General features: G+C 39.8%; 22 protein-coding genes, 2 tRNA genes and 2 pseudogenes. 15 read left to right on the top strand and 11 right to left on the bottom strand.

Features of this window, described 5'->3' with window-relative positions; genetic code table 11:
* Positions 1-82: 82 nt before the first annotated feature.
* The 4 genes from PTUN_RS09385 to PTUN_RS09370 all read left to right on the top strand — a co-directional run bounded on the left by PTUN_RS09385 (position 83) and on the right by PTUN_RS09370 (position 6,546).
* The gene (locus tag PTUN_RS09385) at positions 83-2,074 is read left to right on the top strand and encodes a methyl-accepting chemotaxis protein (RefSeq protein WP_009840010.1); all 1,992 of its coding nucleotides are present in this window, start codon (positions 83-85) and stop codon (positions 2,072-2,074) included.
* 667 nt (positions 2,075-2,741) lie between these two features.
* Positions 2,742-4,985 (top strand): CTQ-dependent lysine 6-oxidase LodA, encoded by a 2,244-nt coding sequence (gene lodA / locus PTUN_RS09380; RefSeq protein WP_040644147.1) that lies wholly within the window; start codon positions 2,742-2,744, stop codon positions 4,983-4,985.
* Between the two features lie 2 nt (positions 4,986-4,987).
* The gene (gene lodB / locus PTUN_RS09375) at positions 4,988-6,094 is read left to right on the top strand and encodes a lysine-epsilon-oxidase maturase LodB (protein ID WP_009840008.1); all 1,107 of its coding nucleotides are present in this window, start codon (positions 4,988-4,990) and stop codon (positions 6,092-6,094) included.
* A 206-nt stretch (positions 6,095-6,300) separates the two neighbouring features.
* Positions 6,301-6,546 (top strand): hypothetical protein, encoded by a 246-nt coding sequence (locus PTUN_RS09370; RefSeq protein WP_009840007.1) that lies wholly within the window; start codon positions 6,301-6,303, stop codon positions 6,544-6,546.
* A gap of 79 nt (positions 6,547-6,625) precedes the next feature.
* Here PTUN_RS09370 and PTUN_RS09365 read toward each other — a convergent pair whose 3' ends face one another.
* Positions 6,626-7,099, bottom strand: coding sequence for an RES family NAD+ phosphorylase (locus PTUN_RS09365; RefSeq protein WP_009840006.1), 474 nt, complete (start codon positions 7,097-7,099; stop codon positions 6,626-6,628).
* On the bottom strand, positions 7,099-7,533 hold the full coding sequence (parS, locus tag PTUN_RS09360) for a type II RES/Xre toxin-antitoxin system antitoxin (protein WP_009840005.1): 435 nt from the start codon (positions 7,531-7,533) through the stop codon (positions 7,099-7,101). The genes PTUN_RS09365 and parS overlap by 1 nt, the downstream gene beginning before the upstream one ends.
* 234 nt (positions 7,534-7,767) lie before the next feature.
* Here parS and PTUN_RS09355 point away from each other — a divergent pair, with 234 nt between their 5' ends.
* The 7 genes and pseudogenes from PTUN_RS09355 (at position 7,768) to PTUN_RS09325 (ending at position 14,788) form a co-directional block, all read left to right on the top strand.
* The gene (locus tag PTUN_RS09355; RefSeq protein ID WP_009840004.1) at positions 7,768-9,009 is read left to right on the top strand and encodes a DEAD/DEAH box helicase; all 1,242 of its coding nucleotides are present in this window, start codon (positions 7,768-7,770) and stop codon (positions 9,007-9,009) included.
* A gap of 904 nt (positions 9,010-9,913) precedes the next feature.
* Positions 9,914-10,042, top strand: a pseudogene (locus tag PTUN_RS22425) (transposase zinc-binding domain-containing protein); the annotation flags it as partial.
* Between the two features lie 499 nt (positions 10,043-10,541).
* Positions 10,542-10,907 carry a GntR family transcriptional regulator gene (locus tag PTUN_RS09345; RefSeq protein WP_009840003.1) on the top strand — a complete coding sequence of 122 codons (366 nt, stop codon included), beginning with the start codon at positions 10,542-10,544 and terminating at the stop codon, positions 10,905-10,907.
* Positions 10,904-11,776, top strand: a complete 873-nt coding sequence (locus tag PTUN_RS09340) for an ABC transporter ATP-binding protein (RefSeq protein ID WP_009840002.1) — start codon at positions 10,904-10,906, stop codon at positions 11,774-11,776. The genes PTUN_RS09345 and PTUN_RS09340 overlap by 4 nt, the downstream gene beginning before the upstream one ends.
* Positions 11,776-12,678, top strand: a complete 903-nt coding sequence (locus PTUN_RS09335; RefSeq protein ID WP_009840001.1) for a hypothetical protein — start codon at positions 11,776-11,778, stop codon at positions 12,676-12,678. Before PTUN_RS09340 ends, PTUN_RS09335 begins: the two co-directional genes overlap by 1 nt.
* Before the next feature lie 242 nt (positions 12,679-12,920).
* Positions 12,921-13,359, top strand: a pseudogene (locus PTUN_RS22180) (transposase); the annotation flags it as partial.
* Between the two features lie 220 nt (positions 13,360-13,579).
* On the top strand, positions 13,580-14,788 hold the full coding sequence (locus PTUN_RS09325; protein ID WP_009840000.1) for a serine hydrolase domain-containing protein: 1,209 nt from the start codon (positions 13,580-13,582) through the stop codon (positions 14,786-14,788).
* Between the two features lie 585 nt (positions 14,789-15,373).
* Here the strand turns inward: PTUN_RS09325 and PTUN_RS09320 are convergent.
* On the bottom strand, positions 15,374-16,966 hold the full coding sequence (locus PTUN_RS09320) for an L-lactate permease (protein WP_119081571.1): 1,593 nt from the start codon (positions 16,964-16,966) through the stop codon (positions 15,374-15,376).
* Positions 16,967-17,124: 158 nt separating this feature from the next.
* On the opposite strand from PTUN_RS09320, the gene PTUN_RS09315 reads away from it, so the two are divergent.
* Together PTUN_RS09315 and PTUN_RS09310 are read left to right on the top strand one after the other, a co-directional pair.
* Complete coding sequence (locus tag PTUN_RS09315) at positions 17,125-17,319, top strand: helix-turn-helix domain-containing protein (protein ID WP_009839998.1); 195 nt, start codon at positions 17,125-17,127, stop codon at positions 17,317-17,319.
* 631 nt (positions 17,320-17,950) lie between these two features.
* Complete coding sequence (locus tag PTUN_RS09310; protein WP_232285027.1) at positions 17,951-19,132, top strand: glycerophosphodiester phosphodiesterase family protein; 1,182 nt, start codon at positions 17,951-17,953, stop codon at positions 19,130-19,132.
* 380 nt (positions 19,133-19,512) lie between these two features.
* Here PTUN_RS09310 and PTUN_RS22175 read toward each other — a convergent pair whose 3' ends face one another.
* On the bottom strand, positions 19,513-19,920 hold the full coding sequence (locus PTUN_RS22175) for a tyrosine-type recombinase/integrase (RefSeq protein ID WP_009839994.1): 408 nt from the start codon (positions 19,918-19,920) through the stop codon (positions 19,513-19,515).
* Positions 19,890-20,330 (bottom strand): phage integrase, encoded by a 441-nt coding sequence (locus tag PTUN_RS22170; RefSeq protein ID WP_009839993.1) that lies wholly within the window; start codon positions 20,328-20,330, stop codon positions 19,890-19,892. Before PTUN_RS22170 ends, PTUN_RS22175 begins: the two co-directional genes overlap by 31 nt.
* Before the next feature lie 80 nt (positions 20,331-20,410).
* Between PTUN_RS22170 and PTUN_RS09290 the strand changes: the two genes are divergently transcribed.
* Positions 20,411-20,635 carry a helix-turn-helix domain-containing protein gene (locus PTUN_RS09290; RefSeq protein WP_009839992.1) on the top strand — a complete coding sequence of 75 codons (225 nt, stop codon included), beginning with the start codon at positions 20,411-20,413 and terminating at the stop codon, positions 20,633-20,635.
* A 306-nt stretch (positions 20,636-20,941) separates the two neighbouring features.
* Here the strand turns inward: PTUN_RS09290 and PTUN_RS09285 are convergent.
* The 4 genes from PTUN_RS09285 to PTUN_RS09270 all read right to left on the bottom strand — a co-directional run bounded on the left by PTUN_RS09285 (position 20,942) and on the right by PTUN_RS09270 (position 23,578).
* Positions 20,942-21,018 (bottom strand) — tRNA-Val (locus PTUN_RS09285).
* 26 nt (positions 21,019-21,044) lie between these two features.
* Positions 21,045-21,121: transfer RNA gene (locus tag PTUN_RS09280), tRNA-Val, on the bottom strand.
* A 104-nt stretch (positions 21,122-21,225) separates the two neighbouring features.
* On the bottom strand, positions 21,226-22,245 hold the full coding sequence (locus PTUN_RS09275; protein WP_009839991.1) for a DUF3080 family protein: 1,020 nt from the start codon (positions 22,243-22,245) through the stop codon (positions 21,226-21,228).
* Positions 22,229-23,578: an MATE family efflux transporter gene (locus tag PTUN_RS09270; RefSeq protein ID WP_009839990.1), complete on the bottom strand. Its 1,350-nt coding sequence runs from the start codon at positions 23,576-23,578 to the stop codon at positions 22,229-22,231. The genes PTUN_RS09275 and PTUN_RS09270 overlap by 17 nt, the downstream gene beginning before the upstream one ends.
* A gap of 70 nt (positions 23,579-23,648) precedes the next feature.
* Here PTUN_RS09270 and PTUN_RS09265 point away from each other — a divergent pair, with 70 nt between their 5' ends.
* Positions 23,649-24,278, top strand: coding sequence for a riboflavin synthase (locus tag PTUN_RS09265; RefSeq protein WP_009839989.1), 630 nt, complete (start codon positions 23,649-23,651; stop codon positions 24,276-24,278).
* Positions 24,279-24,338: 60 nt separating this feature from the next.
* On the opposite strand, the gene PTUN_RS09260 is transcribed toward PTUN_RS09265, so the two are convergent.
* Both PTUN_RS09260 and PTUN_RS09255 read right to left on the bottom strand, forming a co-directional pair.
* On the bottom strand, positions 24,339-24,542 hold the full coding sequence (locus tag PTUN_RS09260) for a CPXCG motif-containing cysteine-rich protein (RefSeq protein ID WP_009839988.1): 204 nt from the start codon (positions 24,540-24,542) through the stop codon (positions 24,339-24,341).
* 63 nt (positions 24,543-24,605) lie between these two features.
* Positions 24,606-25,472, bottom strand: a complete 867-nt coding sequence (locus PTUN_RS09255; RefSeq protein ID WP_009839987.1) for a fructosamine kinase family protein — start codon at positions 25,470-25,472, stop codon at positions 24,606-24,608.
* Positions 25,473-25,689: the final 217 nt, after the last annotated feature.

Below are 25,689 nucleotides of genomic sequence, written 5' to 3'. Positions count from 1 at the left end.
TTAATTCTTTTAAGCCTTTTTAAATAAACGATTTGTTACGCGTAACCCACTGCTACGTTACTCCAAGATTGAGGCTATAACGATGGAAAAAAAGGTGTTATTGATATCGAGTAAAGCGAGCTTTCTTAGTGCTGGCTTATTATTTACCGCGATAGTACTCATTTATGTTGTGATGCAATCCCTTGCTTTGCCACTCATGCAAAAAGAAGTCGAGAATAAAGAGTTGCTTAGGGTATTGGCAAGCGCCAATGAAGTTAGAACTGAGTTGAGTAAAGGCGCTGTGGTCACTCAAAACTTAGCCGCACTTGCGCAAAACTTACCTCTGCAAGAAACCGAATTTAACCAAATATTCCCAACTATTATCGACCATTTCGGTAATGCCAATATTTCCGGTGGCGGCATTTGGCCTGAGCCGAATATGTTTAGTAATGGCGTTGAAAGAAAGTCGTTTTTTTGGGCACGCAACAGTTCGGGTAAATTAGACAAAATTGATGATTACAATCAGGCCGGTGGTGCAGGCTATCATAATGAAACGTGGTACACCGTTGGACGTAGTCTTCAATCAGGTCAATGTTCTTGGTCACAAGCTTATGAAGATACAACAAGTGGCACAGCAATGGTTACCTGTACTGTGCCGATTAAACGCGATGGCCGTTTTTGGGGCGTGGCTACAGTTGATTTAAAGTTGGCAGGGTTAGACAAACTATTTGAACGTCAAAATCAAGATTCTGGCGGTTTTAGTTTTTTATTAGGCCAAGAAGAGCAAATTATCAGTTTTCCAAATATCCGTGCTACCTCTATCGATATGTTAAAGCTTGATGATGTAGTGACAAAAGATAAAAGCTTAAAACCTTTATTAGATGCAATTAAGAGCGGTGAAACAATTAGTGAATTACCAGAGGGTGTTGTTAAAGACAGCGCGTCTTTTTTGGCCTTATTAGATATGCCAGAACAAGAGATGAAAATTGGTATTGTACTGCCTGAAGCGGTTATTGAAGAACCCGTAAACAATTTGAGCTTTAGTTTATATGCCACCTTGATCCCAATGATTTTAGTGTTTGTAGCCATTTTGATTTTTAATGCTAATAAAGTAATGGGGTGGGTGAATGAAACCACGGAGCAAATTCGTATGCTGATCAGTGGCGGAAGTACCGCAAAACTCCACATTGAGCGACTTGATGAAATTGGTAAATTAAAAGAAGCGGTTAATCAATACGGTGAGCATTTAAATGGTTTGTTAGGCCAAATTGCCGAAGAAGCGACAGAATCTCAAGTACGTGCCAAACAATTAAACGAGATGTCATCGATGTTGAAACAGCGCGCTGAGTCACAGTTAACAGAAAACAACATGTTAGCTGCCGCTATTACTGAAATGTCGGCCAGTGCATCAGAAGTTGCACAAAATACTAAGGCGACCTCTGAATCTGTAGATGAAACACAAAACTTGGTGCATCGACGGATGGAAGATGTAACCGAAAACAGCAAAGCGAATCAAGCTTTGTCTGAGGTTTTGCAACAAACGGCCGATATTATTAATCGTTTAGCGACCGATGCGCAACAAATGGGTGCAATGCTTGATGTGATAAAAAGTATTTCAGAGCAAACCAATTTGTTAGCGTTAAATGCTGCAATAGAAGCGGCAAGGGCCGGTGAACAGGGTCGGGGGTTTGCTGTGGTTGCAGATGAGGTGCGCACTTTAGCTGGTCGTTCACAAGAGTCGGCAAGTAAAATAGAAGGTATGATAGCGCAGCTTCAAACATCTGCGGCAAAAGGTGTAGAGGTAATTGTAAGCTCACAAACCATGTCGGTTGAGTCTTTAAAACGAACTGAAAAAGTACTCGCGGGTTTTAAAGAAATTATTGAGGTATTTACCGGAATTGGCCTCAGTACCTCACAAATTGCTGTAGCGGCCAGTGAACAATCGAGTGTATCGAGTGAAATAAATCAACTGGCTGAAAGCATACGGGTGAGTAATGATCTCAACTCAAAAGATGCCACCGAGTTAGCCAGAGTGAGTCATTCGTCATCCGAGTTATCAAACCGTTTGTACGAATTAAGTAAAGGACATCGCTAAGCTTCTTTAATCTAACAGCTAAAAACGGGCTTAGTGCAAACACGCTAAGCCCGTTTTTTATTGGGCGCTACACCACATGACCGTAGTAACTTTTTTGTCATTTATTCTTATCTGCTGTTAAGCGAAAAACTTGTCGTTGTTGTCTATGTTGTGTGCGGCTGCAATAACGCAACCTATTACTAAAACACTTGCCATACCAGCCATTATTGGCCGCCAACTATAAAAAAAGTTAAGGCCGTTGCTAAAGCGATGTCGAATTTTGATACCTTCATGATGTTTATTCCTACGTTTATTTATTGTCTGTGATGCGGCGTTTTCGGTGTTTTGAGGTAACAATAGGTCTGAAATGTTGGGTTGTTTTTGCTTAAGTGATAATTGGTCAATCGTGCGGATGTTGGGTAAATGTTAGCAAGGGCGTTTTATAACAATCTATTACAGTTTTTTAGAATTTATCGATAGCTGTAAAAATAAAAATCATTATATAACATGGTCTTAAGTTATTTTTGTTCAGTGTTTTATTTTAGTTCTCTCTAGAATTACGAACACAGAGCTTAATTTTAATTCTGTTTCTGATTTATGTACTACACTTCGACGTACTTGAATTAATTCCCCTTTTTAGGTGTATTTTAATTTTAACTGAACCCATTAATCACTCAAGGATATGATGATGAATTTAAAAATCCATCCCTCAGTCGGTGTTGCCCGTCTCGGTAACAGCGAAATGTGCGATAAAATCGAAAGTCGCGAATGTTTGAGCCCAGAATCAATTGGTGGTTTACCGCTTGAACCAGAATCAGGCTTACCTGTTACGTTTTTTAAAGATACAGCGGGGCGAATAAAACGTCAGGGGCAGGTATTTAAGCTTTTTGATGGCGAAACAGAAATCACTTTAGATGATGATCGAATTGAAGCAATCGTCTGGACAGTTCATTTAGCCAATAAAAAAGCAGCTTGGTATCAATACAGTGAATTACAGGGAAATCTACTTTACGGCGAAACCAATAGCTATACAGCTCGAAAGGTACCATTGAGAAATGCCGATGCAGTTAACAGGAAAAGCTTAATAATAGATCCGGGTCCACGATCGATTTCTGGATGTAATGTATCTGGTGTTGATTTTGATAGAGCTTCAATTCCGCCAAGTTATAAACATGGCTCATTCCCTACAGCCAAACCGCAATATGGCTCTGCAGTTAATACATTGGGGACTTTAAAAACCGATAATAAGGGCCGTTTGATTGTATTTGGTGGTTATGGACATGCAGGAGGTGACGAAGCATTAACGAGTTACGGAGGCTCAGATACTTGGCATGACGATACTGCTGATGGTCCTGTTTATTGCGAAGTAACTTATAAAGATGGAACAACCGTGACTTTGAAAGCTTGGGTTGTGGTGGGGTCACCTGACTTTGCTCCTGAAATTGTCAATATTTCTAGCTTAGATGACACCTTTTTTGACATTGGTGTTCGCTATAAAAATTTAGTGCCAAGTTTATTTTCAAATGGCCATTTTAATGTTGATTACATTGCCAACTATAAGCGCGATATCCTGCCTATTATTGAACGGATCAGTAATTATCAGTGGGTAGCTAATGTTCAGTCCATGAGTGGTTTTTTTAGCTATCAGTTTAATTTTGCAGATAATTCAGAAGCAAACCGCAGCAAAAGACAGGCTTATTATGATTACTTTAGAAAACCGGATCTTAAAATTGGTGCCATAGAAAAGCCTCAGGAAACGCTTTTTAGTGATGTTAATGGCGGCCAATTGCCGATGATGCCAATGAATTCAGGTAGTAACTCGGTGAGTAATACCACAGTTGAAAAGTTTATGGCACTCGATGATACACAGCTGTTTTTACTGGGGCAGTGGGCGTTAGGTAAATTTGAAGACACTCCAGAACCTGCTCCATTTGCTGTACATCCATTAGACAAAGCGAGTATAGGTAATTGTGTTGGCTTACCAATGTGCCCGGGTATTGAAGTCACTTGGAGTTTACAAAACCCGAATTTGTATGAATCTGCTTATGTGATTGCTCATGACGGTGGCATAGGTGCCTATAACGAAACAGGCTTAACACCTTCACGTGATGAATGTGAGGGCGGAGGTTGCCAGCCAGGTGATCTCACAAAGCGTATGGCCTGTCCTTGGCAAGCTGACTTCTTCCAATGTACCGTTCAACCTGTGAACTTTACCGAGCCTTTAATTAACAAAGCAACGCTGAAAACTGAAGAAAAAACACAAACGATACAAACTTGGCTGTTGAGTGTTGAACAAGTTGACGAAGATATGTCGACTATTAAAGCAAGTTTGAATACCCCAACAGTGCAAATTGAAGGCGAGTTTGACAGTGCAGGGTTAAAAGCAATGAACGAAACGCTGCAATTAGGTTCGATTGAGCAAGTTACCGTAACCGATACCACTTCAACGCCACAACCAATTACGCCGACCTATTATAGTTATTGGTGGCCACCACAAAGCCCTTGGGACGTTTTAACTGGCGAACAAACCCAGTTAGGGCAAGCACAAAACCATTTAAGTGCAGGGCAACAAGTGAACTATCAAAGAGGAATTAATAGTTTTACTCAAATGGTTGAACATTGGTCAGCATTGGCATTTATTCGAAATAAAAATGCCCAAAATCAAGGTTTTCCTTACTTTACAGAGCAAGAGAGGAATAATGAATTATTTGAATATAAAGAAGTAACGACAAGTCAGCTTACTGGAAACTCCGCAGATGACGGGACCGCAGTACCTGTTTTTTTTATCAATGATGATAGAAAAGTGATTGAGCAAAAAAGTGAAAAAGGCAGGTTAATGGTTCAGTATTTTGCAGAACGAGCTTTTGCACCTATTAAAGTGAGCGCTGGCGGTTTAGGTTTGCCGCGCTCAGGCTCAAAAGTAAGGCGTTAACCATGGAACAACATGAAGTCGATGTACTGATTGTTGGGGCGGGCCCTGCGGGGGCCGCCTGCGGGATATCATTACGCAATCATGCCAATAAACAAGTCCTGATTATTGATAACAGTGACCTGCAACAAACTCGAGTAGGCGAGCATGTCACCGCAAGTATTTTTGAGTTTATGGATTACTTAAATGTGGCTGATATCAATCAGAGCAGTGAGTTTATAACTGAAAATTATGGCAATACAAGTTATTGGGGGAGTCAATCGGCTAATGAGCACAGTAGTTTATTTACCGCCGCTGGAAATACCTATCAATTACAACGTTCTGAATTTGATACATCACTTTTGTATAATTTTGTTGCAGTTGGGGGGAATGTTTTACTTGATTGCGCTGATATTAACTTTGAACAGCAAGCAGACAATACTTGGGTCGTACATTTACTGCATTCTGTTCGAGGTTCAATTCAGATCAGAGCTAATTTTTTAGTTGATGGTAGTGGCCGCAATGCTCATATTAGTAAATCACTTGGCTTAAGTCGGCACAAGAAAGACGATTTGATGGGAGTGGGTTGTTTTTTAAATGTATCTGGATTAGCGCTAACACAAGAGCAACTGATTGAAACAACTGAAAATGGTTGGTGGTATTGTGCAGCCTTACCAAATGAAAAAGCAGTGGTGACCTTTTTTACCGATATGGACATTATTAAAGAGCTTAAATTAAATAAACCAGATTATTGGAATTTTGAATTGGCGAAAACTAAGCACGTTAAAAAGCGCATTAGTGGCAGTCAGAGTGTGAGTGATAAGTTATGGTTACGTAATGCGAGTTCTCAATTGAGCGAAGGTACTCCCTTGAAAAACTTTGTGGCAATAGGTGATGCTGCAGCATCTTTTGATCCTATTTCTTCTATGGGATTAGGCTTTGCTATCAGTTCAGCTTGTTTTGCGGCTAAAGCAATTCATGCCTCTATTATTGAAAAGACCCAAAAACCTTTATTAGTTTATCAAGATGACGTTGTTAATAATTTTAAACAGTATTGTCAGATACATAAACAGGTATATCAGCAAGAAACAAGATGGAATAATTCTGATTTCTGGCAAAGACGATCTGCTTAAAAAATAAAAAAGCACTTAACCTTTCGGTATAAGTGCTTTTTATTCATTTTTATGCTTTTTATCAATGGTATAGGCGCGCTCTTTAATTTTCGATTTCTCGCTCTCTTGTAATGATAGGTTCCTTCCTTTAATTAACATTGCGTCATTAACGTATTTCTAATACCACCATCGCGCCAATAATTGTGCCGAGCACTAAGGCACTGGCTATGCTTGAAATAACTAATTCGCCTACCACCAATATTTATGTTATCTGCCCATGCATTGCTTTTGTAAACGCACTTGGAAACAGTCAAAGAACCAATCGGGTTAAAAAACTTTTTAAGTCGAATAGACATGTCATGCAAATTTTGACAGGCCAAGATAAGCTCAAAAATATAGCGCTATTTACTTATATACCCGGTTCAAAAGATGGCGTGGCGGCCTATTTACATAGCCGTGGTAAAAATGTTTAGCTCAGAGAAGAAGGCTGCTTGTCTTGGCTACGAAAAAACAACGATATTAAAAAATAGCTCAAATCAGTATGAACAGCAGTTACAGTTTTATGGCTAATCTATTGGGGTAGAAAAAATCTTTGCTATCAATGCATTTTATTTGATTGCAATCTGGATGTGCCGGATTAATTAAAAAGTTATATTCATCATGACACAAGCTCGATGGCACTTGCAGAACAGCAGATTCGAGAGAGTTTAGCCAGTGCGAGCCAATTGCTTGTGTATCGTTAATGTATGGGTGGTCATCCCAAGCGATGGGGAGCTCTGATGCGACAAGCCTTTTTATGCGCAAATCATCAGGGATTTGAATTGTGGTAACACTGAGATTGGTACTCAAAATATCGGTGGTATCGTTAACTAGTCGCTCCAGCATGGCAAGTGATCGAGAGCTTGCTGTGTAAACAACGGGTTTGCCAATAAAATGCCATCGACCCATTGCGTATAAGCCTCCAAGCCCAGTTAAAGCACTTGATATATCATTGTGTTTTTTGGGTGCAATTCGATAGCAGATCACTAAGCTGTGAATCCGTATTCTAGTCCTAACAAAACGCGCTTTATTAATTCTCTGCCGCGAATTGTATGTATCACTGATTTTGGCTCTTGATTACCAAACTGGGTGTTGGGTGTATTTAACCATTCATTCCAGCGTTTAACATCACCAAAGTAAGCCGTTCCTTGTGACGATATTCGCGCTATCTCTAATGCATTTTCGCTTACTTTTGCTCCTAAGCGTTTTTTGTCTGCACTGTAACGTTCGAGTGTACGGGTGGTTGTACCTATCGAAAAAGCCAGTAAATTGTGATCCCAATTTAATTTTTTTCCGAGGGATTTGACACCATTGACTGTGAGGCCCTCCGTCGCGATGTTAATCTCGTCGATTGCATTGGAATGGATGGTTACTTTGCCGTTAGTGACGATCCCTAAGTAGTCTGTATCGACTAAGTTCATGTTAACCTCTATATCTGACAGCTTTCATATATAGTAGCGACAACTGTCGGTTCATGCAATTTTATAATAGGCTAAGCTGCTATTTGTTGCTCTAAAAGTATTATCTGAAACATGGATGACTTTATTTTAGGATTCACTTTAAGTTTAGTCATCGATACCAAGAAAACATTAGCTCTTACCCTGCGCCAAGATGCATAATATGGCCATATTGGTCAATTTTAATAAAGTGAATGTATGTCATTTGACGCTTTAGGCTTATGCGATGAGCTGGTAAAAGCAGTAACAGAGCAGGGCTATACACAGCCAACACCGATACAAGTTGAAGCTATTCCTGTGGTGCTTCGTTTGCGTGATGTGATGGCGGTGGCGAATACTGGCACGGGTAAAACGGCTGGTTTTACCTTGCCTATGGTACAACTCTTATCGGGTGGGGCCATTGCGCAGCCAAAATCGGTGCGTGCGCTAGTGATAACACCTACACGTGAACTTGCGGCGCAAGTTGCACAAAATGTGCAAGACTATAGTCGCCATACGAATATTAGTTCGGCTGTTGTGTTTGGTGGGGTAAGAATTGAGCCACAAATAGCACAGTTAGCTACGGGGGTAGATGTGCTGGTCGCGACACCTGGGCGTTTAGTTGACCTCTATAATCAGCAAGCAATTAACTTCAACCAACTTGAATTGTTGGTATTAGATGAGGCTGATCGGATGTTGGACTTAGGCTTTATTGATGATATTCGACATATTCAAACCTTGCTACCGAGCGAGCGTCAAACTCTGATGTTTTCGGCGACATTCTCAGACGAAATAAAATCTCTGGCCAAAGGCATGCTAAACAATCCGCAGCTGATTGAGGTAAGCCCAGTTAATAGTACGGTCGATACGGTTAAACAAAAGATATACCCTGTTGATAAAACACGCAAAAGCGAAGCGTTAATTTATTTACTTAAAAAGCACCAATGGCGCCAAGTCTTGGTCTTTAGCCGCACGAAGCAAGGCGCCGATAGTTTGGTTACTCAACTGAACAATGCAGGTATTAATAGTGCATCAATCCATGCCAATCGCACGCAACATGCCCGCACCCATGCATTAAATGGCTTTAAATCAGGTGAAATTAAAGTATTAGTAGCCACTGATATTGCCTCGCGAGGCATTGATGTAAACCAATTACCGTGCGTGATTAACCTTGATTTACCTTATGTAGCCGAAGACTACGTCCATCGAATTGGCCGCACCGGCCGCGCTGGCACTGCAGGCTTAGCGATTTCCTTGTTTAGTATTGATGAATCGAATCAATTGCAGGCAATTGAACGTTTGCTAGGTCGCACCTTAGCACGCGAAGTCCTACCGAATTTTGCACCGAGTGAAAAGAAAGCCGTCAGTAAATTCGATGATGACGAGTATGGTAACTTTGAACCCGATCCCGAACCCCGAAGTGGCAAAGGCAAATCTCAAAAGCGAAAGGGTAAGAGGTAAGGGCGGCTAGCTAGAGCTAAACATGCATTGTCAGCAAGATAATGAAATACGGAATAAATACGCCCGTTGAAAATCTAGACGTAAAGATTTAAATGGGTTGTTGCTATAAAAATAGCAACCTGCAAATAATAAACTGGAGTAGTTAAGGTTATTATAAACATCGAAAAATCGTGAAGGTTTCCGATTTGTACATAACCGAAGAATCAGACTATTTTTGGTTATTCATATTATTTTTGATTGCTAAATGATGTGTAGTATTTTTTGGACAGGTAAAGAATATTTTTCGCGAATTAGAATAACGAGTGACTTTATAGGTGAATTATTGTTAATAATAGGAGTTTGGTACAACCGAGTGGATGCGAACTAACGACCCCTACCATGTCAAGACGTATTACATCAAGTTTCAACTAACTGATTTAGATTGATAGTTTAATAAAAACAAAGGGTTGCGTTGATGTGTTTAGGCTGTTTTTGGCTCTATTTAGACAAATAGCACCTATTACAAGGCACTAGATAGGCACAAGTTGAAATGACCAAAAAGACCACTATTTTTAGTGTTTTTTTTGTTTGAACGGCCTGAAATTTTAATAATTAAATAATCACACAAGCTAATTTTTGTTGTGAATTAGCATGCGGTGAGTGTGAGCAATCAAAAATTTTCGCGCATATTTAATCGCGCTTAAAGAATAAAAACGCTTATAGTAATTTACCAAAAAACAAACTGTCTTTAGCAAAATCACCAAATGCATTAATAGTGTTTGGGGTTAATTATAGGAGCTCGTTTTTTTATTGAATTTGCGGTAGGAGTAATTCTAAAGCCTTGTTGAACTAAGCCGGTACGCGGAGATCTAATCCCGACCATTTATGTCACACTTATCTTGGAGTCATCCCACTCCTTAGTTGTGATTATCAACAGATAGGGTGCCGTTGCCGAGACCGCCATTGTCCACGTTGCCAAGGCATGGCGACGGCCAAATGGACCCAAAGGCAGCAAGAAAATCTACTCTCGTGCGCCTACTTTCACCTTATTTTTATGTAGTGGTTTAATAAACCCCTAAATAAATCGTAAGAAAACCCATCTAAAACCCCGATTTAAAATCTCACCTCAAAACAGCCTAAACGATTGAATCAAAATAGGAACTCAGTTTTGGTTCGCTGATTAATTAAAACAAATTAAAAACGAGTAAATCTAAAGGTTCGTTGAGTATGAGCCCGTGACGCTTTAATGGTGTTCTACTTTGCTGCTCACTGAGAACACACAACAAAAAATTGAATCATGTGTACAGATAAAACCCAAGGTGAAGAATAAATCAAGCCACTCTTGTTTTAAATATCACTAAGGCATTGAATTTTAATTGTTATTTTTATCGTTGTTTATTTTAACTGGTTTAAAAATCACTCTTAAATGAGCACTTTGTAGCTGTGCTAAGTCATGATTGAATCAATTTTTAACCACTTTTCTCTTGTGTTATGGTGTGCTGGTGATGTATAACACATATATTGCTTTTAGCATTCAATAAGGAAGAGAGGTTATGACACTTCAGTGGGATACAGAAAAACCTATCTATTTACAGCTCTACCAACAAGTCGTGGCGCGTATTTTAGATGGGCATATCAAAGAAGGAGAGGCACTTCCTTCGGTTCGAACTGTGGCTGCTCAGTATCAAGTTAATCCGATCACTATCTCGAAGGCTTATCAAATGCTGCAAGATGAAGGCATCGTAGAAAAGCAACGGGGAAAAGGATTATTTGTGATGGCAGGCGCACAAGATCACATGTTAACGCGTGAGCGAGAAAGCTTTTTGACTCAGCAATGGCCTGAAGTTGTTAAGCAAATCAATCGATTAAAGCTGTCAGTAGAACAGTTGTTACAACAGAGCAAGGAAACATCACTATGAATCCAATGATAACGATTCGTGATTTGAATAAATCATATGGCAGTAAACGGGTGCTATCAGGCATCAATTTAACCTGCCAAGCAGGGCAGATCATTGGCTTAGTGGGGCCAAATGGCGCAGGTAAAACCACGTGTTTACAAGCGCTTTTAGGACTAACGGACTTTAGTGGCGAGATTGATGTACTGGGTCATCACCCGCAAAAAGATCGGGTCGCAATGCTCGAAGACGTCGCCTATATTGCCGATGTGGCCATTTTGCCTCGTTGGTTAAAAGTATCGCAAGCGCTCAGTTACATGAATGATATTCATAAAAACTTTAATTTAGAAAAAGCGCAGGCATTTTTGGCTAAAACTAACATCAAAACCAGCGATAAAGTTAAAGCCTTATCTAAGGGTATGATTACCCAACTGCATTTAGCGCTCATATTAGCCATTGATGCGAAAGTGTTGGTGCTGGATGAGCCAACTTTAGGACTCGATATTTTAACTCGGCGCCAATTTTACACCCATTTATTGGAAGAGTTTTACACTGACGATAAGTGCATCATCATTACCACCCATCAGATAGAAGAAATCGATCACATTTTAACGGATGTGGCGTTTATTCAAGATGGCCAAATTGTGCTGGCGCAAAACACCGATGACATTCGCGAGCGTTTTTGTTTGCTTGCTGTTAGCAATGAGCATTTAGAGCAGGCTATACAATTGAAGCCACTTTATAAAAACAGCCTATTAGGGCTAACGAGTTTGTTAATCGACCACACACAATTAGACGATACACAACGAGCGCATTTGCCCACACTCGGTGATGTTGCTGTGCCGAGTTTGGCCGATATTTTTGTGGGTGTGATGAGTAAGGAGGCATGCTAATGACACGTTCTATATTTAAAGCATCAATTAAAAAAGAGCTATGGGAATTTAATGGGGTGCTCAAATGGGTTCCTGTCGCATTAATCGCGTTATTGATTGCGATTCCGTTATTGTCTATGGCACTGAATGGTCTTAATGGTGAAAAATTCTTAAAAGGCGTATCACAACTTAACGAGTTTGCCCAAACACCCGAGCTACAAGGCTTTTTCTTTACGTCTGTTGTGTCGCTGTTTGCACCTTTTATTCTGATAGGTTTAATTGTGCAATGTTACTATTTCATCAACTGCTTATTTGATGAACGCCGTGATCGCTCTGTGATATTTTGGCGCTCTTTACCAGTGTCAGACAGCGTTACGGTAGGCAGCAAATTGTTTACAGGAGCATTGGTGATCCCGGCTATTTTTGCCTCTGCGGCCACCGCGTTATTTATTTTAGGTGCGGTGTTGAGTGTGATTTTAGCGCTTGTATTGAACGTCTTTTACGATATTTCGGTGTGGTCATTCTTAGCGCAATTAAACGTATTTTCGAGCCTCAGTGCCATTTGGCTAAGCTTGATTGCAATCGCGTTATGGCTACTTCCTTTGTACAGCTGGTTATTATTGACCTCAATTTATGCTAAAAAAGCGCCGTTTTTATGGGCCGTCTTACCGGTTGTTGCAGTGCTGATTGTTGAAGGGATTATTGTGCATTACTTACACTTGTCACAGCCTTGGTTTGCGTACTCATTAAAAGAGTACTTATCGATAAAGCCGATAATTGAAACCAATAACAGAGATTTATTACTGCCATTTGAAGCGGTTAAGTTACTGTTTAATCAAATCACACTAAGTACTTTTGTTGTCTCGGGTGTATTTATTTACGCGACTTACTGGTTCAGAGTGAACAAAAAAGACGTTGCTTAGTGAAGTAAGCCGATAAGCGCATAGCTAAATTAACGATGTAACACTAGCTGCATCTATCTCATCATCCTGCCGCACCTTTATTTTAGGCGCGGCATTTTTTATCTGATGCTTGACTAAAGAGTGTTAATCAGAGACATGTTTGATTGCACTTTTTGGTTTTTGATTGCTTTTACTGCTTCATAATTACATATTTAGGCTTTCTGATGAGGAACAGAACAAATATAAGACATAATTATTTCTTTTGTCGCGGCCACGCAGGCAATGAGATGTGGCGAAGTGGTACAAATGTAAAAAGCTACAACCAAGAATACACACGATTCTGCGATTACTTAAAAGACTGTAAAATCTGCCCGCAACAACAGCAATCTATGCGAAAACCACCGATAAAAACAGGACGGCAAGTGCAGTTTAAGAATGATGACTCGCGTAAAAAAGTCAGTTACATCGATAAAATGAAGGTCAAAATAGACAGCCCAGTAGGCCGGCGACATCTTTTTATTCAAGGAATGGCAAACGACTCGGCTGTATCGAACTCGCTTTCCTCTAAATAAAAGGCGGAATATCACGGTCAACAAAGGTATGAACAGGCTAACTTTACGCGGTCAAAAGAAAGTGAATGCGCAATGGCAACTGTATTGCTTGGTTCATAATCTAGAAAAACTAAGAAGCAGGATGCATTAAGCAGGGAAACCCTTTTTACACTTAAAAAGGCCTCAAAACCCCCACATAAACCGCAAGAAAACCCAGCTAAAACCCCGATTTAAAATCTCACCTAAAAACAGCCTAAACGATTGAATCAAAATAGGAACTAAGTTATGGTTTGCTGATTAATAAAAACAAATTAAAAACGAGTAAATCTACAGGCTCGTTATATGCCCTAGTAGATATAGTTGAGTCAAGGATGAATATTGTAAATAAAAAGTCTTTATTAGTGCTGCTACTTATCGTTTCAATGTTGATACCTGATCCAGTTGTTGCGAATAACCTACAGAATCAGGGCGTCAACTACCGCAATAAATACCAGCCAATGCTAGATAATCTTGTATCTAAACATATTCCCGGCGCAGTGCTTTTACTTGAATCAAAACGCGACAGGTTTATTGGTAGCGCAGGCTTTAAAGATTTGGAAAAAAAGCAGCCAATGACATCAGATATAGTGATGCCAAATGGTAGTGCAGGGAAGAAGTTAACTGCGTTACTGATCGCTTTGCTGGCAGAGGATGGGATCGTTGATCTTGATGCACCGATAAATAAATACCTTGATAAAGAATTACTCAGGCAAATCCAACATTCGAATAAAATGACTTTAAGGCATTTATTAAATCACACGAGCGGTATTTTTGAATATAACGATGCGGGTGAGTATGCTTTTTTTAAGGCGCAATATGCTCAACGAAATAAAGTGACAACTGACATGTTTCCATTACGCTTTGCGTTGAACCAACCCGCAGATTTTGAACCGGGCAAAGGATATTCTTACTCGAACACAGGGTATGCACTTGCTGGAGTCATTTTAGAGCGCATTTTAAAAGAACACCCATCAAAGGCAATCAGAAGCAGGATTCTAGAACCATTAGAAATGACTTCTAGCTACTCTAAGGGTGTTGAAAAACATCAACCAGAGCTGGCATCGGGATTTTTTATCAATGATGAAGATCCTTCTTTCCCAACCCCGTTGAATGTGTGGGTTGATACAAAAAACATTATTGGATCAACCGCCACTTCTGACGCTCCTTTAGCATCGAATGTTAATGATATGGCGAAACTTCTAAGGGCTATCGTACGCAAAAACAATATGGTCAGTGAAGATGTGAGAACCCAAATGATTGGCGAAGAGCACTTAGTTGAGTCTAGGGGGCCACGTTTTTATCGTGCATCTGATTTCTATTATGGACTTGGTATTTGGGTTGAAGAAATCAACGGGAGAAAATTCTACCATCATGGCGGTACTGAATTCGGCTATTTTACGCAAAATATTTATATACCAGAAGGAGATATCAGTATTACTGCTTTTGCGAATTGCGGTGTAAACGACCAGTGTGAAGAAGCGTTTCAAAACTTTACTTTTGAGGTGTTGGACTCCTTTTTAAACGTTAGTCCGGGCATATAACAAGCCACTCGCTACGCTCGCTGGGACAGTAACACGTAGGCTCTGTCGCTGCGCTCAAAATTTTAGCCTACGTATTACTGCCCCTTAGTGGAAGTTAGTTTTCTCCCACTACAAGTTTCAATTCAACCCACTATTCAAGTTGAAGAGATTGGGCACTTTGAAGATTATGTAGTGGTTTAATAAAACCGGACACTGTTCTGGTCAACTCCAACCGGATACTTTTCTAACTGAGATTTCAAAATCTATCGGTGACTGATCTGCATTTGCTGAATACAGTCGTACTACAGTGTGTTTTTTTTAAATACAAATTATTTAAACTCAATGAGATATTTATGAGTCATGTGTTTTCGATGAAAAAAATGGATATTCAATTGCAAGAACAAGGTAAATTGGTTGATTAATTGATCGCGAAATAATTAAGTAGCGGCGCAGCTAAAAACAAAAAACGACTAGAATCTCTGGGTTTGCCCAGTGTGTGGATTTTTTTATTAGGCCTTACTAAGTTTCGTAACGAGTTTTAATCACTACGTTGAGTATTTGTACTTCGGTGAAGGCGTTTGAACGAGATAAAGTACATTGTTATCTTTAAACAAACATCAACCAAGCCACTGCACTGGCACACAAACAATAATATAGCATTGGCAATAACGTGTAGCGGATGATTTCGCCTTCTCTGCCATGCAACCCCACAACACTCGCCGCGGCGACGACATTGACTACCGCAATCATATTACCGGCGTTTGCGCCTAACATTTGTAGCGCTAAGACTAGACTGGGTTCGAGATGGGCATCAGTCGCGACTGAATATTGAAAGCTGTCAAACATCAAATTCGAAAATGTCGCGGAGCCTGCAATAAACGACCCTAAGGCACCCACTAGCGGGGCGATGATTATCCAAACATCGCTTAAATGAGTTCCAACCCAATTTGCCAAAGCGATTGGCATAGCAGGTAGGCCTGCGCTGTTACTATCTGATTGCAAAAACAAACGCACCATAGGTACAGCAGCACATAGCGAAACCAATGAAGGAAGTAACATGGTTGCACTGTTTTTTAGAGCCGAAGCAAATTGGCTAGGCGTGCCTCTTTGCAACCAGATAGCAATCGCTGCGGTGATAATAAACAAACTACCAGGTAGGTATAAGGGCATAATACGAACAGAAATAGTGGTGCCCAACATCGCTTGCCACTCAAATTCGATGCTTTGTAACCATGCTTTAAATGGCAATTCTGGCAGTCGAGTGAGCACTAATAATAACGCGACAATCAAATAAGGTGCCCAAGCTTTTAGCAAACTCAATGAAGCAGACTTGTCTTGAGCAACCTGTAAATGGCTTGGTTCTAAATTACGATTGATAGATGCGGGGAGTAACATGCCTTTTTTTGCAAGAGGGCAGATAATACACAAGCCAATTAGCCCGCCTAAAATAGAGGGAAACTCAGGGCCGAAAAGCCAAGCCACACAATAAGCCGGTAGCGTAAATGCGAAGGCACCAGCAATCGCAAAGGGGGCCAACGCAAAGCCATCACGCCATTGACAAGACTCACTAAAAAAGCGGCAATAAATCAAAACCATCATCAAAGGCAACAGCGCAGCAACGAAAATGTCGATGCTAATAGCGATCAGCGCAATGTGTGCCACTTGTGCACTCGATATACCAACAATGCCTTGTCCGATCCCGACAATGGCAGGTGTACCCACGGCACCAAAGGAAACAGCACTTGAGTCAGCGATCAGAGCCAGCACAACAGCGCCAAGGGGCGAAAAGCCAAGCGCAACCATCAGCGGTGCAGCAATGGCTGCAGGCGTGCCAAATCCGGCTGCGCCCTCCAAAAAGCTGCCAAATAGCCAAGCGACAATAATCAGCTGCACCCGTTTATCAGGACTAATCTGGCCAAAACCCTGTTTAATGGTGGTGGTTGCGCCTGTTTGCTGCAAGACTTTTAAAAGTAACACCGCGCCAAATACAATCCATAAAATGGTTAGGGTCAAAATCACCCCCTCTAATGTTGCAGCGAGCATGTGCAGAGCGGGCACTTGCCACACAAAAAAGGCACCAAGCGCGGTTGCCGCCAAACTAAGCGGCATTGCATGCTTTGCCGGCAGCCGAAGGTGAACCAACAAAATAAACACACTTAAGACAGGGATTAACGTGGTGATAAGTTGGATCAGAGTCATTGCGCTTAACATCCTGTGCTATTGATAATTAATCTTATCACGTTGCGAAAGTAATGAAATGGCAGGATTAACATTGCATGATGGAACATGGCTAAACCGAATTTTAAGCATCAAATAAATCTATAAATTTATCTAATTCACCAATATCGGGCGACGAGTTGGTATCACCAAATAATGTCGCGCTATTCGATGTGGTATCGTTAGAAAACGCCGAGCAAAATTACTTAGCAAAGGTCGTGGAGCATTTTCAAGGCAACACCGAAGAGTTAGCCCTCAAGTTAGGTGTCAGTAGTCGTACTTTGTATCGCAAACTTACCAAATATGGCGTGTCTTTTACCAGTAAAAACAGTTAAATACATTTTTATTGGTTAACTCTGGAGAGGTTGTCAAGTTGTTTGATTTATGAAAATACGTTATGGATTTGTACTATCACAACATTAATTTTTTAGTGGCGCTCACGTTAGAGCGACGCAGGATGGTTAAATTCTTAAGCGACTTATTATACTCAAAAGACTTATCAGGCATAAAATGTGTTAAACAGCTAAAAGTAAGCCGCGTTATAGAAGCTCCTGAACAATACCGATGCACCAGCATGTGATTAAAGCCGATGATTAAAGTTTACCAACCACAACCAAAGGACGGTAGGATAACTGTTTAACAACTGCACTGCTTCAAGCAGACCAAATAACATGGCGCTCATCAGCGTACAGTCTACTAGCTAAGCTTGTATAGTTGCGCCAAACAAAAATGTGCCCAGTGTTTATCAGGGAATTGTTTGCCTTTGGTACATAAACAATGAATAGAAATCAATGGTTTTTCAACGCATCAGCAACTGACTATAGGTTGGTTTAAACTCCTCAATTCTTTAATACAAATGCAACAAAAAAAGAATAAAATTTAGTAAGTTATATTACTAATATTGAATTTTAAAAAATGAAAGCATTTGTTCTATTAATCCTTATTAGCGCTCTAAGTGGCTGTAACATGGCTAATAATTATATAACAGCAAAAGTAGGTACGCGGCCGTTGTATTTAATTGATGAAATGAAACCATCAGCCTTAAAAACAGCTTTAACTGAGTGTGAAAATATTAACTTTTATCGTACTGACTTTTCGATTGGTCATCGCGGTGCACCCATGCAATACCCTGAACACACTAAAGAATCTTACAGTGCAGCCGCTCGAATGGGCGCAGGCATTTTAGAATGCGATGTGACTTTTACCAAGGATAAAGAACTAGTATGTCGTCACTCCCAATGCGACTTACACACAACAACGAATATATTAGCTATTCCTGAGCTTGCAGCCAAATGCAGTGTACCATTCACCCCAGCAGAACCTAACAACGGCATACCCGCCACTGCAAAATGTTGTACTAGTGATATAAGCCTTGCAGAGTTTTTAACACTTGACGGTAAAATGGATGCGGCCAACACCGAAGCAACTAGCGTTTCAGAGTATTTAAAAGGAACGCCAAGCTGGCGCACGGATTTATACGCTACCTCAGGCACGCTCATGACTCACAAACAAAGTATTGCACTTTTTAAAGAACTAGGCGTAAAAATGACCCCTGAACTTAAGTCGCCTGAAGTTTCTATGCCTTTTAAAGGTATGACACAATCGCAGTACGCCCAAAAAATGTTAGATGAATACACACAAATGGGAGTCCCTGCAGAGCGTGTTTATCCACAATCGTTTAATCTAGAGGATGTAAAATACTGGATCAATTCTAACCCAGAATTTGCCAATAAAAGTATATATCTAGATGGCCGTGATAGTGATGCAGATTTTGACCCTAATACGGCAAGTACATGGCAGCCAAGCATGGTCGAATTGGCAAATGATGGGGTTAAAATAATAGCGCCACCAATTTGGATGCTCATAACAACAGACAAAAATGCAAACATTATACCTTCACGCTATGCGCTAGAAGCTAAAACTGCGGGATTAGATATTATTGCTTGGAGCCTTGAGCGTTCTGGTCCACTAAACAATGGTGGTGGTTACTATTACCAATCTGTTGCTGACGTAATAAATAATGACGGCAAGATGATGGAAGTGCTTGATGTACTGGCACAACAAGTAGGCATAATAGGTATATTTTCAGACTGGCCAGCCACAGTCAGTTATTATGCAAGTTGTAAGAAAATGCCAGTAAGCATTTAAACTTTGTAAATACCTCATGTGAAACGTTCACAAACGTGCTTAAGCGAATACTTGATGGTGATTTTGACCAAGGCATAAATACGCCACAATTTCATAAAGTAGCGAAATTCAGTAAGCCAATATCTTGGCGTCATTTAGCCTTTTGATAGAGCTCGGTTGCTTGGCGAAAAGTGAAGCAAGGGGCAAGAGTACTCGATATTAACTTGCTTATTTAAATCTAAACAAACGTGTTAGGTGAACTCCAAAAATTCAGATTGGTGTTTTAGTGAGGAGTTCTTGTTTGTGACAACTCTGCTCGTGCCATTTATCTAGAACTTAATCGCCCTGTATTCAAGAGCTCTTAATAAAAGCTGATTTAACGGATTTCGATAGAAAGTGGTTTATCGGATTTCGATAAAAGTGTGGTTGAAGGCACTGCCATCTTGTTTGGTATTATTGGGAACATATCGGCTGTAGACTTCAAATAACATTTTTGTGGTGCTGTGGCCCATTTGTTTGGCTATCCATTCAGGGCTTTCGCCTGCAGCAAGCCAAAGGGTGCCGCAAGTATGACGCAAGTATGACGCGTAAAGGTTTAAAGACGCTAAACTTGGATACCAGATGCGTTTAGTAACATTTCGATGATCGCGTGGATTACCTTCGGCATTACAAAATACATAAGGCCGATGACCCGTCACAAGCAATTGCCGTTTAAGTGCGGCAATGACAGGCTTTGATAACTGAATACTTCTATACGATGCTGATGTTTTTGGTGTTTCTACATTGCCATCGACCAATGTTTTTTGCATAAAATCTCTTGTCGATCGAGATTAACGAACTGCCATTTAAGGCCATCAATTTCTGTAGTGCGCATCGCAGTAAAGAATCTTACAGTATAATAATCTTGAAAATCCTCTCGTACGTTTGATAAAAAATATTGTACTTCTGCCAGAGAAAATGGCTCTATGGGCGTTTTATCAATTTTTAACGGTTTAATATTAATAAACGGAGTCGCAAACTCATAACGCAAAGCGGCCTCATTTAAAATCCCACGAAGCGGTGTCATGACATGATTAATCCAATCATTACTTAGTTTTTTATTTCTTGATGACCTTTTCGGTTCGCAGGTTAAAGCACGAAATTTAATAACGTGTGTGCGTGTAATTTCATCGAGGCGTAAATGCCCAAACTCAGGCAGCAAATACCGTTCGAATTTCATCAACACATTTTTATAATGGCTTATTTTCCATAAAATAAGGAACATTTTGTGTTTTTTAAATTGTTTTAGGATGAAATCGAGTGATTAGATTTAAAATCAAAGAGTTAATTGCAGAAAAAGAATTTAATGAGCGTCGTAAAATTACACTCCAAGAGATAGCAGATTCAGCAAATGTAAACCGTACTGCTTTGTCTAAAATGATGAATCCGAGTTATCAGTATTCAACGACAACAAAAGCGATTGAATCCTTATGTCGTTATTTTGAATGTAAAGTTGAAGACGTTATTGAATACTTTGAAGATTGAAGATTGAAGATTGAAGATTGAAGATTTATTTTCCTATTTGTTGTAATCAAATATTCTGCAAAAAATGTAGATAGTGGTCATAGATTCAAGAGGTGCTTTTAACTGTGTCAATTTGATTGTCACCGAATTGGCACATAATCGAAACGCCACGCTATATCTAGCGCTTGACACTATTTTTAGATTGATAAAGTAAGGGTACTATTTTAAGGAGTATTTTTTATTTGGCACATAAAGAGATATTTTTGTCGCAAAATAGAAAATTTATAAGTTTTTAAATTAATGATTTATTGGGATAAAATGAAGTTTTGGTACAACCGAGTGGATTCGAACCACCGACCCCTACCATGTCAAGGTAGTGCTCTAACCAACTGAGCTACGGTTGTATTGCAGGTTTTAACTTGTAAAGAGTTGGTACGACCGAGTGGATTCGAACCACCGACCCCTACCATGTCAAGGTAGTGCTCTAACCAACTGAGCTACGGTCGTACTATATTGCTAGGGCTGTGCCTTAACTGGTCGCTAATATATAGTGAGTTGGTATGTGGATCAAGCCTGAATTTAATATTTTGATTTGTTTGCCGTTTTTTTACTCATTTTGGTGCAATTTTACAGATTTGGTAAAATTGTTGCCACCACTGCACGTGTTTTTTGGCGCTAAGACTCAATTGACTTTGCAAGTTGGTTATTTCTGAATTACCAATGATATGACTCAATTCGGCAGCGATGAGATGACCATTTTCATCATGCCAAAGTAGTGATAAATAAGGCTTGAGTTGTTGAAATTGACCGATTAATTGCGCTTGATAGCCCTGTAAGTTTTGTAAATAAAAGCGAGTAAAGATATTACTAAAGATTGCTACCTTAGGATTACTTTTACCCAGAGGGCAAAATTGCGCCAAGTCTATATTCGATAAACTCGCAGTCAGTTGTTGATTAAGCGCAATTTGTTTTTGCATACTGAGGATGAGTTTGGCGCTAAATTGTGTTTGTTTGAGGAGTGTTAATGCAAGCATTAAATCGTCGGTATTTGTGTGTTCAACATCGGCTAACTTAAGTGCTTGGTCCCATTCTTTTAAGATAGCAAGCGCACTTAAAGTATCACTTAAGCCAGCGGCTTCCTCATTTATAAGTTCTTGACTGCTAAGGGTGAATAAACTTTTTGTTTCAGCCTCGGTCAGTAAAAAGTGTTTAAATTGCGCGTAAATTGTTTGCCGTTTTTGCAGGCTTACTTTTGCGAGAATATTGACTATTTTTTCTTGATCTTGCAGTTGGTTTTGGCAGCTTTCGCTATGCTTTAAAAACTCAATTTGGTATTTAAGTTGTAAGCTCGGCAGGGCTGTTTTACCGAGTTGGTTGTTATGCTGTGCAATCAGTTGGCTTAAATGGCACTGATTGATTTTGGCCAGTTCTAAAATATTAAATTGATTGGTATTTTGCGTTGCAAAAGGCGGCAGATTAATCTTAATTGCCTGAATGTCATTGCGCGGTTCTGCTGGAAAATCAAGGGTATTATGTAAACGTTTAATATAGGTGTTGTAATCCTCACTGGGTGATGGTGAGCACCCTGTGAGGCATAAAAGCAATAATATGACGTTAGTTATAGGTTTCATTTTTAAGTCGTTTAACTACGGTGGTTATTAACAGCACCGCCGCAATCGTTAGTCCTACAATGATGCCAAGCCAAAACCCGTGAGGACCAAGTGGCTCAACTATTAAGTCTGTACGAGCCAATACATAACCTAAACTAAACCCGATCACCCAGTAGGATAAAAAGGTGATATATGAAATTGGTTTGGTATATTTTAAACCCCTTAATACGCCATTTGCAGCCACTTGTAGTGCATCAGGGAGTTGATAAAAACATGCGAGGACCAAAATAGATGAAGCTAAGATTATGACCTCAGGATCATCTGAATAAATTCCGCTAATAAATTCTCGACCAATAAAGGTGATGCTCGCAACAATTGCTGATATGCCGATAGCAAGCATAAAACTAGTAAAGATGGCTTGTTTCATTTGCGAGTAATTTTTTTGCCCTGCAAGATTACCAACACGAATGGTAATGGCCATTGCGAGGCTAAGTGGCATCATAAACAGCACTGTTGAGACACTCGCTGCTACTTGATGCCCAGATACCACCACAGCGCCCATGCTGGCAATAAACAGGGGAATACAAGCAAATAAAGTTACTTCAAAAAAGGTTGCTAAAGAGATAGGCAAACCCATTTTAAACATGCTGTAGATAGCAGGAAAATCAGGTTTCATAGGATTTTTGAGTAAGAAACGGCCATCAATTTTTTTACTGAAATAGCTATAGGTTATCATGCCCGCTGCCATCGCCCAGTATACAATCGCAGTAGCAACACCACAGCCAGCACCACCTAAAGTAGGCATACCAAATTTACCATGGATAAAAATATAATTTGCCGGAATATTGACCGCAAGACCTAATACACTAATAAAAAGAGCAGGTTTTGTTAGTGTTTTGCCTTCAGCAACATTTCTAAAGGTGCAAAATAACAAATAAGCAGGCAGGCCGAATTTGACAAAGTTAATATAATCCAAACTCATGGCTGCTACAGCGGGTTCCATATTGATGTAACTAATCGGAATGCTGACCCAGTTAATGACAACAAAACCAACAATTGTTAAGCCAAAAGCGAGATAAAGGGCTTGGTGAAATTGTTGGCGAATACTGTTTTGATCGTTGGCACCATGATGCTGGGCAACGATGCCAGTTAATGCCAGTAAAATTCCTTGTAAAGTCAACATTACAGGGATCCATAAGCCGGTTGCTATCGATAAAGCAGCTAAATCAGTGGGACTGACTTGACCGGCCATGATAGTATCAACCACGCCCATGAGAACTTGAATGACTTGTGCAATAAAAACAGGAATTGCTAAACGCAATAGGTACTTTGCTTCCCAGGGACTAAATCGCATGTGTATCTTAGATGTAAAAATAAAAAGAACCGTGATTGTAATCTAAATTACCTTAGATAAGGAAAATAAAATGTTTACCGGTATTGTTCAAACTAAAGCCTCAGTTGTTGCTATTACCCAAAGTGAAGGGGTAAAACGTTTGGTGTTGTCTGTATCTGGTCAATATTTAAGGCAGCTTGATATTGGCGCAAGTATTGCCGTTAATGGTTGTTGCTTGACTGTGGTGCATTACGAGCTGGGGATGAAGGATGTGGTTGGCCAAGTCCATTTTGATATTATTGATGAAACGTTACGTTTAACAAATTTAGGTGAATTACAACAAGGTCATCAAGTTAATTTGGAGCGTTCAGTGACGTTTGGTACTGAATTAGGTGGTCACATTGTATCGGGTCATATTCATACTACGGCTAAAGTTCAGACCATAGAGCACACCGGTGATAACTGCTTTTTTTACCTCACACTTGAGCCAAAATGGTTAAATTATATTCTGCATAAAGGCTTTGTATGTGTGAATGGCGCAAGCTTAACGGTTGGTGACGTGACGGAGCAAGGTTTTTATCTGCATTTAATTCCCGAAACACTCGGAGTGACTAATCTTGGATTATTAAGTGAAGGCAGTTTAGTTAATATTGAGGTTGATCAGCAAACCTACACCATAGTTGAGACAATTGAACGTTATATGAAACGTCATCACAGCTAAAAAAGCAGTGTCTAAACGTTAAAAAAACCATCTGTTTGATAAAAACAGATGGTTTTTAGTTTAAAACACTTGTTCATCATCGCTATCGATATGAAGTTCAATCTTGTGGTGTAAATCATCGATATGCATATTGAGGTGAATAGGGTTACAACAGGCTGAGCAATCTTCGTAATAGTCTTGGTCGCCACAGGTAGTATCAATTTCAACAAATACATGATGGCCACAGTGAGGGCAGCTAATTGATTGCATTTTATGGTTTTTCATAAAAACGACTCAATTGTGTAATTTGTAATTAATAAAGTGTAGTTCAAGAGGGTTAAATTATCTCTAATTACGCTCGATAAGCTGCTTAATAAGTGATTTAGCTTGCGTTAAGTACATACCTTGAAAAACATTCGCTTGATTGAGCAAATAGTAAAGTTGGTAAAAAGGTTTACGTTCGCTTGCAGTAGCAGATAACGGATAGTGGGCTTGGTATGCGTGATAAAAGTCTGCGGGAAAATGACCAAATAGTTCACTCATGGCTAAATCGACTTCTCGGTCACCATAATAACAAGCAGCATCAAATACGGCGGCTTGGTGATTGACAAATCCAACGTTTCCTCGCCATAAATGACCATGTAACAATGAAGGTTCAATAACATGGTTATGCAAGGTATGTTTGGTAATTTCAATAAATTCGTTGATATCACAAAAGTGCAGCCCTTTTTCGTGTAATAACTGTAATTGCCAACCAATACGTTGCTCAGCAAAAAAAATATCCCACCGCTTATGCCACCGATTTGTTTGAATGCTTTTACCCAAAAAATTATCTTGTTGCCAGCCAAACATCGCCTGTTCATGTTTTTGGTGCATTTGGGCCAAGCCTTCACCTAATTGCTGCCAATTATCGGTACTTTGATTCGAAAAGGTTAACCATTCAAGCACAATAAAGCTGTGATCTAAGGTGATCCCTGTACAAATACAGTCGGGGACAAAAAACGTGCTATGTAAGGTAAGTTCAGTCAAATTGAAACTTTCTGCTTCAAATTGATCCAGACCATTAAGCTCATTTAATTTAACAAAGAAGTGATGTTGACCATCAGAAATTTTAAAAGCCAAGGTTTGTGCACCTTGATTAAGCTGTTCTTTGTGAGTAATCACAAAATCGATATTTAAATTCTCACTAATTTGTTTAGCTATGGTATGCCACATAGATTGTTCACTCTAAGTTGAAGTAACATTCAGGATTGGAGTTGACGCTTTAAAGTATGGTTAAAAAATCATAAAACTGTTAATTTTTTAATGATTTGCTGCAAATAATAGATTCATTATTTTTAGTTAAAAAGCGCTGCTCTGTCGGCTTGTCATAACCGCTTTGATGCGCATACAATAGCTACGTTTTGGCACACCGTGTCGTATCAGTATTTAT

This window comes from Pseudoalteromonas tunicata (assembly GCF_002310815.1).
GTDB lineage: Bacteria > Pseudomonadota > Gammaproteobacteria > Enterobacterales > Alteromonadaceae > Pseudoalteromonas > Pseudoalteromonas tunicata.
Note: the sequence above shows the minus strand (reverse complement) of the source record. Positions and strands in the feature narration are given on the sequence as shown.